7 protein-coding genes are annotated in these 13,217 nt (G+C 42.5%); 5 read left to right on the top strand and 2 right to left on the bottom strand.

Annotation, left to right across the window (positions count from 1 at the left end; all coding sequences use genetic code 11):
* Positions 1–183 precede the first annotated feature (183 nt).
* A complete protein-coding gene (locus GNIT_RS16005) occupies positions 184–2,070 on the bottom strand; it encodes a hypothetical protein (protein ID WP_148261730.1) in 1,887 nt (628 codons plus the stop codon).
* A 584-nt stretch (positions 2,071–2,654) separates the two neighbouring features.
* On the opposite strand from GNIT_RS16005, the gene GNIT_RS16000 reads away from it, so the two are divergent.
* From GNIT_RS16000 to ppsA, 5 genes are all read left to right on the top strand, one after another.
* Positions 2,655–3,638: a permease gene (locus GNIT_RS16000; RefSeq protein WP_014110342.1), complete on the top strand. Its 984-nt coding sequence runs from the start codon at positions 2,655–2,657 to the stop codon at positions 3,636–3,638.
* 9 nt (positions 3,639–3,647) lie between these two features.
* Positions 3,648–3,881 carry a thioredoxin family protein gene (locus tag GNIT_RS15995; protein ID WP_014110341.1) on the top strand — a complete coding sequence of 78 codons (234 nt, stop codon included), beginning with the start codon at positions 3,648–3,650 and terminating at the stop codon, positions 3,879–3,881.
* 156 nt (positions 3,882–4,037) lie between these two features.
* Positions 4,038–5,096, top strand: a complete 1,059-nt coding sequence (locus GNIT_RS15990) for an efflux RND transporter periplasmic adaptor subunit (protein WP_014110340.1) — start codon at positions 4,038–4,040, stop codon at positions 5,094–5,096.
* Positions 5,093–8,410: an efflux RND transporter permease subunit gene (locus GNIT_RS15985; RefSeq protein WP_041246478.1), complete on the top strand. Its 3,318-nt coding sequence runs from the start codon at positions 5,093–5,095 to the stop codon at positions 8,408–8,410. Before GNIT_RS15990 ends, GNIT_RS15985 begins: the two co-directional genes overlap by 4 nt.
* 131 nt (positions 8,411–8,541) lie before the next feature.
* Complete coding sequence (gene ppsA / locus GNIT_RS15980; protein ID WP_041246477.1) at positions 8,542–10,965, top strand: phosphoenolpyruvate synthase; 2,424 nt, start codon at positions 8,542–8,544, stop codon at positions 10,963–10,965.
* Positions 10,966–11,082: 117 nt separating this feature from the next.
* On the opposite strand, the gene GNIT_RS15975 is transcribed toward ppsA, so the two are convergent.
* Positions 11,083–13,161, bottom strand: a complete 2,079-nt coding sequence (locus tag GNIT_RS15975) for a sensor domain-containing protein (RefSeq protein WP_014110336.1) — start codon at positions 13,159–13,161, stop codon at positions 11,083–11,085.
* Between the last annotated feature and the right edge of the window lie 56 nt (positions 13,162–13,217).

Below are 13,217 nucleotides of genomic sequence, written 5' to 3'. Positions count from 1 at the left end.
ATCCTTTGATTTCAAGTGGTTACCGCACCATGCAACGTCATAACAATAAAACTTGCGCGCACTACTGTGGGTGTCGCTCCAATGCGCTAATTAATAAATGAACACGTTATGTTGGTTTAGTTGCAAAGCCGTTTTAGGTTTTGTTTAACATGTATTTTTACGGGAGGCATCTGCGTCCCATTTCTAATTCCGATTAATGCGGCCCTGAAGCTTCCTTATTACTGGTTCAATGATCTGATATTCTTCATTAAAATTCCAAATGCCTTCAGTATTATAAGAACCATATTTACTATTACCCACAAATCTTGAAGGATATTCAGCGTTTAAATCAAAAAAATCTTCCTCTAAAAATATAGGAAATAAATTATTGGGGTCTTGCGAAATCAAATTATTAAGCACTTCAACGATTAAAAATAATTGTAATTGGTCAATTCTAGCAATCTCTCGTTCAATAGAATTAAATGCTTTTTGATACTCTGCATCAACAGATAACTCGTCACTAAGAGCTAATTTCTCTCTCAATAGTTCTACAAGACCAAATCCACCGGCATACCAAATTTCTCTTTTAAGAAATATATTTTCTTTATTTATTTCATACTCATTGTTGTCTATGCGGTTGCTCAAATATAAATAACTATTAACAAAATACGCTACTTCTTCATATTCCGAACCAAGAGAGGTTATTTTATATAAAGTATTAATTTTGTCTTCAATGTTAATTTCATTCTGAGAAATAGCTTCTCTAATATTTACTGTAAACGTTTTTGTATAGCTTTTACCTAAAACGTCATTTTCAGCATACTCTAATCGTAACGCTATTGAATTATTACCATCAGACCTAAAAGAACCAGGTTTAGCTATAACAGTAATAGTTTGAGTTTCAATATCTATAGAAAAATCAAGTCTATTATCTTCTAAATCGGGTTCATTAAGATAATAAAAATCTAAAACTCTGTATCCATCTAGAGCGCCTGTCATATTATAGCTAACGTTTTTTTGATTACCTTGAACTATAAAAACACTAGGACTTTCTAATTCAAGCAGTAAAAGTTCATTTGTACCAATAACGTCAAAAACAAAGCTTGCACTGGTTAAATTAACGCCATCTGAAACATTTAAGGTTAATGTGTAATCCGCAGGTATATAGTTATTATTATCATCCACACCTATAATTTCAGGTCTTCCAACATCTATTCTTAGTATTTTATTTTCAACATCAATTGTAGTTTCAAAACCTACAGGTTCTTGATTGGTCATAAAATTAGGTTCTAAAACAGCATCCAAAATCAAATCAGTAATGGATGTATCTGGATCACTAACTTCAAATGGCATTGTAAAAAAAGTTCTCTCTACGATTTGATATTCTGCAGTATCAGTAAACCTGACAGACGGAGGGTCATTTTTTGTTACAGTGACCAATAACTCAGCTTCATCTGTTCCTCCATTAACGTCGGTAGCTATTATGATTATAGAAAATACTTGCTCCTCGGTTACTTCAGGTGCCTCAATAATAATGGCGCTATTCGTTTCTGAATAGTTCACAGTAATATCGCTTGCATCGATAGTCACGCTGACCTCATCACCATCAGCGTCAGAGATTTGAATTCCAACGCTTCTACTGGTCTTCTCTGCTATCGACAAAGATGTAGAGTCCAATAATATCTCTGGTTTTATATTTACGTTCTGTACAGTAACGTTAATTTGTTGCGATGTAGACGCGCCTTTATCATCAGTTGCTGTCACGTTTACCGCAAAAATTTGCTCTGCAGCTACGTTAGGCGCTTCTACAATTATTGCACTCTCTGATTCGGAATAATTGGCAACAATATCGATAGCATTTACAGTTACGGTTACGGTATCACCATCAGCATCAGAAATTTGAATCCCAAAAGTGCCAACCGTGTTCTCAGGAAGCGTGAAAGCGCTTTGTTGTAAGCTAATCACAGGTGCTCGATTTGTTGGAGTCGTAGGAGTCGGCGTTGGACTGGAAGAGGAATCGCCGGAACCTCCACCACAACCTGATAAAAAAGTTATAAATAAAAAAGCAAGAATTAGTTTAGCTATATTCACTAGTAGTCCCTTATGCATGCCACAGAGTATCTGTAGCTCCTTTTACACGTTTCAGAGTATCTGATGGAAAATCGCTTACGTCAATGATTTATAAACGAAATATATTGTGATTAATTGCTATTGATTTGCGCCATGCTCCTAAAATAGAGGAATTGGGGTGAAAAACACAAAAAACAACTGACGTAAAAAGTACAATTTTTTCATAAAAAACCTCTCCCAAATATTCAAACACTTGGACTTAACGAGTTATTCAATTACTTTCGAAGAACGGGTACATGCTTTAAGCTCGCTGTTAATTATTGGATAAAACAACTTCTGCTTCTTGCTTATACGGGAAGTAATTTAAAAACATCTACGTCTCCTTACTGATCTGAGCCACTCTTTAATCTATGTTTACGACAGTCTCCTAACTGCCCGAAGCAGACGAATTCAGAGCACAAAATACTCCTTTTACTAATCGACTTCTGTTCTAAGCTCTAATCGCGAGTTTCAAAATTATTCCGCTTTATTGACGCAGAGCAACGTTTACCTTTTGAAAATCCACTATCTTGTTACAAGCCTAATCAAAAAATGCGCTAAATATCATGCTCTCAATCTTCACCAAACTAGCTGACTGGTTGGTCTACTCTCTATTTGCTTTAGATCCTGGCACGAAGCTCGCAGATGCGCTCCACTTCTTTATTGAAGACACGACCAAGATATTTTTTCTCATCGTTTTAATGATTTATGTCATTGCGCTCATTCGCGCATCTCTCAATATTGAGAGAGTGCGAGATTATTTAGCTAAAAATAACAAGTTTTTTGGCTATCTCATGGGGTCAACGTTCGGAGCAATAACGCCGTTTTGCTCGTGCTCAAGTATTCCGGTTTTTCTTGGCTTTACCTCGGCTGGCATTCCTGTCGGCATAACAATGTCATTTCTGTTAACTTCGCCGCTTATTAATGAAGTTGCGGTATTACTGCTGTTGAGTTTGGTAGGGTGGGAAATAACCTTAGTCTATGTAGTAGTGGGCATGTCGATAGGAATAGCCGGCGGTATATTCCTTGATCTCATTCATGCTGAAAAACTATTACAACCCTTCGCGCTTAAGGCATATCAAACAGCAGCACTACCCGATGGTGAGCAAAACTCTACAGTTAAACTTTCCCTTAAGGAGCGACATGACTTTGCCAAAGTAGAGTTATTGGATATTTTGAGTCGTATTTGGATCTGGGTTTTTGTTGGCGTGGGACTAGGCGCGGCGTTGCATGGTTTTGTGCCTGAATCGTGGTTTGAAGAAAATTTAGGGAGTGGCCAATGGTGGTCTGTGCCGATGGCGGTTTTAGCAGGCATTCCGCTCTATTCAAATGCAACTGGCGTTATCCCCATTATGGAAAGTTTAATTGTAAAGGGCTTACCTCTTGGGACAACACTGGCATTTTGCATGAGCACTGTTGCCGCAAGTTTTCCAGAATTCATTTTGTTGAAGCAGGTAATGACGTGGAAGTTGCTCGCTATTATTTTTACACTTTTACTGATGTCATTCACGCTAGTTGGATGGTTAATTAATATAATCTACGCGTTATAAGGGGAAGTCATGAAAGATATTAAAGTACTTGGCAGTGGATGCACTAAATGCGTGAAAACCGCTGAGCTTATTCAGAAAATTGCTGATGAGTATAAGATTCCGGTACATGTTACTAAAGAATCCGCACCCGAAATCATGCTTAAATATGGCGTTATGAGCACGCCTGCAGTGGTTGTTAATAATAAGCTAATGCATTCAGGCTCAATTCCGGATAGAAAAAAAATAGAAGCATGGTTAGATTAAGGAGTAACATGCTATGGCGCTTCAGTTAACTTCCGTACAGACAGCATCGAAGCGCTCTATCAGACTGAGGTGGTCATAGCAATTCCTGCCTTTAGTAAATAGCACTTGGCAATTGGGTTCTTAAAAAAACATTTGAACCGAGATAAGGAGAGTTTGATGAAGGGCAAATTAGCTGCAGCAGCTATTTTATTTTCGGTGTTGTGTTTGTCTTGCTCCGCAAATGCGGAACTAGTGTCAGTCACTGCTAATTTTCAAACGATGCCAGAACAGCGAAGCTTTGATGGCCGAATACAGGCGGTTAATCAAGCAACAATTTCTGCTGAAACACGCGGACGAATTGAAGAAATCAATGCAGACATTGGTGATACAGTCGTCCCCGGCGCTGTCATTCTGACGATTACTAGCACTGAACAAAGGGCCGGCCTGTCGCAAGCAGAGGCAAACTTTGCCGAGGCAAAATCTAATTTTGCAGCTGAGATATTAGAGTTCAATAGAATTAAAGATCTGTATGCTAGAGAGTTTATTGCCAAAACAGAAATGGACAAAGCAAACGCGCGGGTAAGTGCGGCCACTGCAAAAGTCGATAGTGCGCAAGCCGCGATCAATACCGCTAAAGAAGAATTATCTTACACCGCTGTTAGAGCGCCTTATTCTGGTATCGTTAGTGCGCGCTTTGTTGAGCCTGGTGAACTCGTTCAGCCAGGAACGGTGTTAATGTCAGGCTATGATCCCAATGCACTGAGAGTTGAAGTCGACTTACCGCAAAATATTGCTGAGAAAGTACGTGAATTAGGCATTGCGAGCGTCGTACCTGCAACTGGCAATACGATCACCGATGCGATAGTGCCTACTAAATTAATCTTATACCCCACTGCAGATTCAGCTACCAGTACCGTTCGTGTTCGCTTAGAGTTATCACAACAAGCCAATCAATTTCGTCCGGGTGAATTTGTTAAGGTGCTGTTTAAGATTGGCGAAACTCAGCGCTTATTGATCCCACTTGATAGCGTTGTTTATCGTTCAGAAGTTACGGGTGTTTATGTCATCAAAGAGGGCAAGCCACAGCTGCGACAAATTCGACCAGGTGCGGTGTTTGCTGATCAACTGGAGGTGCTAGCGGGGCTTCGTGATGGTGAGATTGTTGCTGTCGATCCAGTTGCTGCGGCCAGTGAGCTAACGACTGGACATGCAGCCAAAATTGAGGCAAAACTTTGAGCACTCAATCTAATTTTTCAGGAGCAATTGCGCTAGGCGCATCGCGCTCACAGTTGACCGCTTTGTTAGCACTGTTCGGCTTGATATTGGGTGTCTTCGCAGCACTGGTAACGCCGCGTGAAGAGGAGCCGCAAATTGACGTCACCATGGCCAATGTTTTTATCCCTTTTGCCGGTGCGTCAGCAAAAGATGTGGCAAGTTTAGTCACAACACCCATGGAACAAGTACTCGCTGAAATAGGTGATGTTGAGCATATATTTTCTATCTCGCGCCCTGGAATGGCGGTGTTGACCGTGCAGTTTGAGGTTGGTATTCCGAGAACAGAGGCATTGGTACGATTGTACAACGCAGTGCATTCTAATAACGATTGGCGGCCAGCTAATCTAGGTATTGGTCCGGTGCTTGTTAAACCAAAAAGTATTGACGATGTCCCTGTCGTTTCGTTAACTCTTTGGACAGAGAAACCATCCGCTGGTGCGCTCGAATTAACGCAAATTGCGCATGCCTTAGAAACTGAATTAAAACGGATTCCTGGCACACGTGACATAGATACCATTGGCGTTGTGCAGCCAACAGTGCGTGTCCTTCTTTCTCCAGAAAAACTCTCTGCGCACGGCATCGCAATAGCAGAGTTACGCAGCGCATTGCAAATAAACAGTGCGGTGAGCCATGCGGGTAATTTGGTCAATCATGATCAGTCTATACCCGTTCAGGCTGGGACATTTTTTTCGCGTCCTGAAGAACTTGGCGACTTAATAGTTGGCCTTCATGATGGGCGACCGGTTTATCTTAGCGCGGTCGCGAGTATTGAGTTTGGCGCACCCGAAAATAGTCAGTATGTTAGATATGCTCGCAGTAGTGATCAACTTATTGCTCCGGCAGTGACTGTTGAAATTAGCAAAAAAGCGGGTGAAAACGCTGTCGATATAGCGGAGCAAATCATTCAGCGAACCGAGCTTCTAAAAGGCGTTTTGATCCCAAGCGATGTTAATGTAAGTGTGACGCGTAACTATGGCGAAACTGCAAATGACAAAGCTAATAAACTCATTCAGAAATTAGTTTTTGCGAGCCTCTCGGTCGTCGTTTTGGTGGCACTAACTATGGGCATCCGAGAAGCCATTGTTGTGGGGGCAGCGGTTGTGCTTACACTTGCTATTACTTTATTTGCGTCTTGGGCTTATGGGTTTACCTTAAATCGCGTGTCGCTGTTCGCGTTAATTTTCTCCATTGGTATTTTAGTTGATGACGCCATTGTGATTGTTGAAAATATTCACCGTCACCTAAGCTTGGGTGGGAAAAAGCTCATTGACGTTATTCCTATTGCAGTCAGCGAAGTTGGCGGTCCCACTATTCTGGCAACGTTTACAGTCATTGCGGCATTGCTGCCAATGGCGTTTGTAAGCGGTCTAATGGGCCCATATATGAGTCCAATTCCAATAAACGCATCCATGGGCATGTTTATTTCACTTGTGGTGGCATTTACGTTTACCCCATGGCTGACCAACAAATTATTAATTGATCACGGGCAAGATAAAAATGAAGCCCAAAGCAATGACTCAACTTCCCCAGATCCTGTTTCAAATGCCAGCAAGCCTGACAAATTAACTCTCGCCACACACTCCTTTTTTGACAGGCTTATGCGTCCATTTTTAGGCGATAAAAAACGCCGCAACCGCTATGGCCTTATAGGTGTTTTAGTGCTCCTTATTGTGCTTGCATGCTCGCTCGCTGTTTTCAAATTAGTTGTTTTGAAAATGCTGCCTTTTGACAATAAGAGTGAGTTTCAAATTGTGGTTGATTTGCCTGAAGGAAGTTCCTTAGAGCGGACTAATGCAGTGCTAAGCGAATTGAGTACGTATTTATTGAGCGTAGATGAAGTCACCGACTTACAAACATACGCAGGTACAGCATCGCCCATCGGATTTAATGGTTTGGTGCGCCAATACTATTTGCGTCAGGCGCCAAACTTAGGTGATATTCAGGTAAATTTGCTCGATAAACATGAACGAGATCGCACTAGCCACGAAATCGCGCGCTCAGTTCGCCCCGATCTAGTCGCGATTGCTGAACGTCATCACGCTGTGATCAAGGTAGTTGAACCACCACCGGGCCCGCCGGTTTACGCGCCACTAGTTGCTGAAGTATATGGGCCTGACTATGCTGGACAAATAGATCTTGCCAGAAAATTACGGGTGCAGTTTGTCAATACTGATGATGTTGTTGATGTTGATGATAGCATTGACCAGAGCATTGACCAGAGCATTGACCAGAGCATTGACCAGAGCATTGACCAGAGCATTGACCAGAGCGCTGAGCAAGGCCCGAATGACTATCTAAATCAAAACGTTTCACGTTACATTGTGCATGTTGATCGCGAACGTGCTGCACATTTAGGCATTGGCCAACAACAGTTTACGGATGCGCTTAACGTGGCATTGAGCGGCGAAGATATTGCCTACTTGCACACGGGTCATGCTAAATATCCGATCCCGATCCAACTCGACTTTGCACCAGCGAATAAAGCAAAAATAGAGGATCTGTTGCAAATCGAAGTGCGTAATCAAAGCGGTGTTTTAATTCCGCTATCTAGTTTCACGCATATCGAGTTATCGCCATGGCAACAAACGATTTACCATAAAGATTTATTACCAGTGGTCTATGTAACGGGTGATGTTGCTGGCGATTTAGATAGTCCCTTATACGGCATGTTCGATTTGGTCAGCCAGCTTGGCGACTCGCTAACGCAGTATTTTATTCAACAACCCGATACGCCCTTCGCCTATAGCATCAAATGGGATGGTGAATGGCAAATTACATATGAAACGTTTCGTGATATGGGAGCGGCGTATGCTGTAGGGCTATTACTCATTTACATGTTGGTTGTTAGTCAATTTCATTCTTATATGGTGCCGCTGGTGATTATGGCCCCTATACCGCTGACACTCATTGGGATTATGCCGGGTCATGCCTTACTTGGGGCGCAATTTACGGCAACCTCTATGATCGGCATGATTGCGCTAGCTGGAATTTTGGTGCGCAATTCAATCTTGTTGGTAGATTTCATTAATCAATCTATTGCTTCGGGTATGGCTTTAGAGGAGGCAATCGTAAAGTCAGCCAGTGTGCGCGCAAAACCTATCGTCTTGACCGCAATAGCAGCTATGCTAGGTGCCTTTTTTATTCTGGATGATCCTATTTTTAACGGTCTCGCGGTCAGTCTGATATTTGGTATTTTGGTATCAACAATGCTGACATTACTTGTCATTCCTTTACTGTATTACGCTCTCTTGCGTCGCCAGAGTTTACCGTCCTAGCTTGCTTATTTATAGCGTCAACTGTGCGCCAACGCACCGAAAGCCGCGATGACTAACGGTAGAATGCAATCAAGCTTGGTCGACTCCATCCTCAGCCAACACTGCATTCAACTTATAAATCAGGTAACGAGATGTCAAATACATATACCCGCTGGTTCGAAGAAATGGGCATGGACGATGTCGCACAAGTAGGCGGAAAGAACGCTTCGCTAGGTGAGATGTACCAAAAATTGACGGCTCAGGGCGTGCGAGTGCCGAATGGTTTTGCGGTTACAGCCGAGGCTTATCGCATGGTATTGGATGATAACGATGCTTGGTCGCAACTGCACGAAGCGCTTGACGAGCTAGATCCTGACAATCTCAAGGACTTGCAAACGCGCGGAGCCAAGGCAAGAGCAATAATAGCAAAGAGTAAGTTACCGGAAACGTTACAATCAGAGATCATCAATCAGTATGCCAAGCTAAAGGCGCAATATGGTGATGATGTTTCTTTGGCAGTAAGATCTTCGGCTACGGCTGAAGACTCTCCCGAGGCCTCATTTGCTGGCCAAAACGACACCTATTTAAATATTGGCGACGAAGACGCTCTGTTAAATGCTTATCTTCGCTGTTTAATTTCTAATTTTACCGATCGTTCTATTCATTATAAATATGACAACGGCTTTGACTATTTCAAAGTTGATTTATGTGTTGTGATTATGAAAATGGTTCGCAGCGATATTAGCGCGAGTGGCGTTATGTTCTCGATAGATACTGAAACCGGTTTCAAAGATGTTATGTTCATCAATTCCGCCTTAGGCTTGGGTGAAAATATTGTGCAGGGCACAATCGACCCTGATACTTTTTATGTGCACAAACCAAGCTTTGAAAAGGGGTTTCGTGCAGTGCTAAAGCGTCGTTTGGGACAAAAAGAGCAAAAGATGATTTTTACCGATACCCTCAACACTGACAATATTGCGGTTGAGTACACTGCTAATATTGCTACCACAAGTGCGGAACAAAACCATTTTTCTATTTCAGACGAAGATGTCATGGTACTTGCTGATTATGCCATCAAGGTTGAAAAGCACTATTCCAAGCAAAAAGGTAAACATAAACCGATGGATATGGAGTGGGCGAAAGACGGCCTTGATGGCCATATTTATATGGTTCAAGCGAGGCCAGAAACGGTAGAGTCACAGAAAATAGACAATGTGCTTAAACTGTACCACCTCAAAAAAAGTGCTCCCGTTCTTGCTAAAGGGCAGGCTGTTGGCACACGAATTGGTGCGGGTAAAGTGCGAGTTATTAACGACGTGAAACAGTTAAGCACCTTTAACGCTGGTGAAGTGTTGGTTACGGATACGACAACCCCAGATTGGGAGCCGGTAATGAAAATTGCCGCTGCTATCGTGACTAATCATGGTGGTCGCACTTGCCACGCCGCCATCGTCTCTCGCGAATTGGGTATTCCTGCAATTGTCGGTAGCAATGATGGCGCAGAGGTACTTGTTGATGGTCAAGAAGTTACGGTTAGCTGCGCTGAGGGTGAAATTGGTAAGGTGTATGAAGGCTTAGTCGAGTTTAGCGTTGAAGAAACTGACCTTAGCAATCTTGTGCGCCCAAAGACCAAAATTATGATGAATTTAGGTAATCCTGATCAAGCCTTTGGTTTTGCTTCTTTACCGGTTGATGGAATAGGCCTAGCGCGCATGGAGTTCATCATTAACGAATACATAAAAACGCACCCTATGGCACTAATACATCCAGAAAAACTTGACCAAAAAACACGCCAATCGATTGCTGATCTTAGTGCTGCATATGCCGACCCCAAGGATTTCTTTATCAAGACGCTTTCCGAGGGTGTTGCCACTATCGCTGCTGCCGTTTACCCCAAACCCTGCGTAGTGCGAATGAGCGATTTTAAAAGCAACGAATACGCAACTCTGTTAGGCGGGTCTCCCTTTGAACCCGTTGAGGCAAACCCGATGATCGGTTTTCGCGGCGCTGCACGCTACAGTCATCCAGCTTACGCCGAAGGGTTTGGTTTGGAGTGCGCCGCGATGAAAAGAGTGCGCGACGAAATGGGCTTCACTAATGTTATCTTGATGATCCCTTTTTGCCGTCGTATACAGGAAGCTGAAAAGGTCCTAACGGTAATGGCAGAGAACGGTCTTAAACGCGGCGAGAACGATCTGCAAATTTACGTCATGTGTGAAATCCCAAACAATGTCATCTTGATTGACGAATTTGCGAAATTATTCGATGGTTTTTCTATCGGCTCCAACGACTTGACTCAACTGACTTTGGGAGTCGATCGAGATTCTGAAATCGTCTCCTTTGATTTCGATGAACGCGATGCTGGCGTTAAACAAATGATTAAGATGGCGGTAGAAGGGGCTAAACGTAACGGGCGACATTCTGGCCTCTGTGGCCAGGCTCCTTCCGACTATTTGGAAATAGCTGAGTTCTTAGTTGAGATTGGCATCGACTCTATGAGCCTTACCCCTGACGCCGTGCTTAAGACTCTTCGCCAAGTGCTTAACGTTGAAAAAGCGCTAAATAAATCTAAATAAACACAATAATCGCTTTTTACTAAAGCGACCACTTGATGGCCGTTACAGCTACCTAGGCGCTTTCTATGCTTGCTCATACTGAATCGATGCCCTTAATATCACAGCGGTAAATTGATGCTACTTGGTATGTAAAAGACGCGAAAAGGCATTTGCATTGAGTGGATAACTGAATTGATAACCTTGCCCAATATTGCAATGATGATCAAGCAAAAAATCCACTTGAGCTTGAGACTCCACGCCTTCTGCAACAATGCGTTGATTTAAATTTATGCCCATACTAATAGCTGCACTGACAACCGCAGTATCCTTGTCACTGGTATTGATGTTGCGAACAATAGAGCGATCAAGTTTTAAAATATCGATAGGGAAACGACGCAAATAACTTAAACTGGAAAAGCCTGTTCCAAAGCCATCCATTGCTAAATGCACACCTAGTTCACTAAGTGCGTCTAAATTTAACTTTGATGTTGCAAAATCTTGGGATAACACATTTTCGGTGAGTTCGATTTCTAAATACTTTGGATCAAGCCCAGTTTCTAAAAGTATCTTTTCTACACCTGAGGCATACCCCAAGTTCCGTAACTCTAGTGCGGAAACATTAACTGCAATTGGCACCGCATCTAGGCCAATATCCAACCATTTCCTGATTTGTGTGCAGATATCGCGCATAACCCATTTTCCTATACTTTCAATGAGTCCGCACTCTTCAGCAACATCAATAAATTGATTTGGGTAGACAAGACCAAGTAGAGGATCTTTCCAGCGCAAAAGCGCCTCTGCACCTGACAGTCGGCCTGTTGATAAGTCAATTTGCGGCTGGTAGTGGATTACAAACTCATTATGCTCAATTGCCCTTCTTAAATTGCAGGCAACCAACTGACGTTGAGCTGCACGAATATTCATTTCAGTATGAAAAAATTCAAAATTGCTACGACCATTAGCTTTGGCGTGATACATGGCAATGTCGGCGCTCTGCATTAATTGGTCAACGGTGTGTCCATCGTGAGGAAAAATACTAATACCGATGCTGATAGAAACGTAAATTTCATTGCCATCAATATGATGGGGAGGAGCAAGCGCAGCGAACAATTTATTTGCAACATGCACAGCATCTTGGGGTTCATCAATGGTTCTGAGCAGTATTACAAACTCATCACCGCCCTGTCGGCATACGGTGTCAGTAGTACGAATACAAGAAGCTAGTCGCGAAGCAACTGAAACTAACAATCGGTCGCCCATAGAATGACCTAAAGAGTCATTAATATGCTTGAAAAAATCGAGGTCAAGAAACATTAGTGCAAGTTGCGTTTGATTACGCAGAGCAGCTCCTATTGCTTGGGTCAATCTCTCTTTTAAAAGCAATCGATTGGGTAGACCAGTTAAAGCATCGTGCTGAGCCAGATGCGCCATTTTGTTTGCCATCGTTTGTGATTGAGAGATATCTCGAAAAACAATGACCGCACCTGTCACCTGATTGTCGCGGTTATGGATGGGAGCAGATGAATCTTCAATCGGAAATTCTATACCGTCTCGCCGAATTAATGAGCTATTTGCTGATATGGAAACGGTTTTATTTTCAGAGATAGCCTGCATAGCTGGGTTGTTCGATGACGGATGACTTTTGTTCTCAACCAAGTGAAATACCACGTCAGATGGCATTCCAACGGCCTCCTCGTTGCTCCAGCCCGTCATTTGTTCTGCCATAGAATTGAGGTAGCTTACGTTGCCCTCGTTGTCAGTAACGAGAACGGCATCAGCAATTGAATTGAGGGTAACTTGTGCGCGCTCTTTTTCCTCAAAAAGCTCCTCTTCCAATCGACGCAAACCATTTATTGAGGATTTTTGTGCATTAACATAATTTAGAATGTGACGAAGTTGAGTAGTCGATTCATTGGTTGAATAATAGGTTAATTTATTATCGAAGGTTGATGTTTGCATGAATAAGATTAATGTATTTGGGGCGGCTTCTAGCACTAAATTAAAGGTGCTTTCGCCTCTGTGTTGAGAGAAATGACTTGATAGTAAGACAACGTCTATTTCGTTGTTGCTAAGATAGCTTAGTCCCTCCGGGAGCTCATCAAACCATATTAATCTATTTGGGATCGCACAGTCCTGTTTCAGCCTTTGCTGGACGTATTGAGCTTCAAAACTATCTTTTTCTAGCAACAATATGCTCAATGGCTCTTTATTTTTCATGTGCATCATTCCTAATGACGTGCTTTTACTAAATTTATCGCACTAATTTGAGCGCG

Source organism: Glaciecola nitratireducens FR1064 (genome assembly GCF_000226565.1).
In the GTDB taxonomy this organism is placed as follows: domain Bacteria; phylum Pseudomonadota; class Gammaproteobacteria; order Enterobacterales; family Alteromonadaceae; genus Glaciecola; species Glaciecola nitratireducens.
This window is presented reverse-complemented; position numbering and strand designations above follow the sequence as displayed.